This window comes from Luteococcus sp. Sow4_B9 (assembly GCF_052116585.1).
Lineage (GTDB): Bacteria > Actinomycetota > Actinomycetes > Propionibacteriales > Propionibacteriaceae > Luteococcus.
Genome location: NZ_JBQKKT010000061.1, coordinates 1 through 1,310, shown reverse-complemented (window position 1 = coordinate 1,310; position 1,310 = coordinate 1). Strand labels below are relative to the sequence as shown.

At 65.8% G+C, this 1,310-nt stretch carries 1 protein-coding gene; it reads left to right on the top strand.

The features are described from left to right. Nucleotides 1-230 precede the first annotated feature (230 nt). Nucleotides 231-1,298: an IS110 family transposase gene (locus ACTQ49_RS14925; protein ID WP_441828624.1), complete on the top strand. Its 1,068-nt coding sequence runs from the start codon at nucleotides 231-233 to the stop codon at nucleotides 1,296-1,298. Nucleotides 1,299-1,310: the final 12 nt, after the last annotated feature.

Here is a 1,310-nt window from a genome sequence, read left to right as displayed (position 1 = left end):
TCAGTGTCAGGGTGGTGGCACCGCGATGTGTCGCGGTGGTTGGATCCTGATCACCAGTCGTCTGACTCGTAGGGTGTTTGCCTTCGTGGCGTTCATGCGTTTTGTCGGCGTCTGGTGTGACGGACCGGCCGGCGTGACTTGATAGGAGCGTGGCACCGCCCCCACTGAGATGTGTCCGCCGACCGGCCCAACCGTCCCTGCACTGAATCAGGTGAAAGGAGGCAACCACCATGGTTGTCGTTGGAGCCGATGTTCACAAGAAGACACACACCTTCGTCGCCATCGACCACGCGGGCCGCAAACTCGGCCAAGTCACGGTCAAGGCCACCAGCGAGGGCCATCACAAGGCCCTTGTCTGGGCCCGACGCGAATACGGCACGGATCTGGAGTGGGCCATCGAGGACTGCCGCCATCTGTCGGCCCGCCTCGAGACCGATCTGCTCGCAGCCGGGCAGGTGGTGGTGCGGGTCCCGCCGAAGATGATGGCCCAGGCCCGCAAGATCGCCCGGACCCGCGGCAAGTCCGACCCGATCGATGCTCTCGCGGTCGCGCGGGCTGCGCTGGCCGAACCCGACCTGCCCCGCGCCCAGCACGACGACCAGGCCCGCGAGCTGAAGCTTCTGGTTGACCGGCGCGACACGCTGGTCAAGCAGCGCACCGCCACCATCAACAGCCTGTTGTGGCGCATCCACGAACTCGACCCCACCCACGAGGTGAGGCCCCGCGGTCTGGACCTGGCCAAGCACCAACAGGGTCTGCGGCAGTGGTTGGAACAGCTACCGGGCGGCATCATTGTCGAGCTGGCCCGGGACGAGCTGGCCGACGTCATCGCCTTGACCCAGCGGATCAAGACCTTCGAACGGCGCATCAGCGTGTTGGTCGGCCAGCGGGCGCCGCAGCTGGTGGCCTTGCCGGGCTGCGCGGAGCTGACCGCGGCGAAGCTGGTCGGAGAGATTGGTGGGATCGAGCGGTTCACCCACGACGCCCAGCTGGCCCGCCACGCGGGGATCGCGCCGATCCCGGTCTGGTCCGGCCGCACCGAAGGACGAGTCCGCATGACCCGTTCGGGCAATCGGCAGATCAACTGCGCGATCCACCGCATCGCCGTCACCCAAGTCAGATTGAAGGGCTCGCTCGGCAAAGCGTTCTACGACAAGAAGCTCGCCGAGGGAAAGTCCAACCGCGAAGCACTGCGTTGCCTGAAACGCCACCTCATCCGCATCGTGTTCACCACCCTCAAGAACCCACCCAAGACCACCCAAGCAGCCCCCGGGACTTGCATCCCACTGGCCGCTTGACATAGGAGAAAC

What these genes read in the sequence shown, in the direction of transcription:
- ACTQ49_RS14925 (WP_441828624.1), top strand. Translation starts at nt 231, where the DNA reads ATGGTTGTCGTTGGAGCCGATGTTCACAAGAAGACACACACCTTCGTC.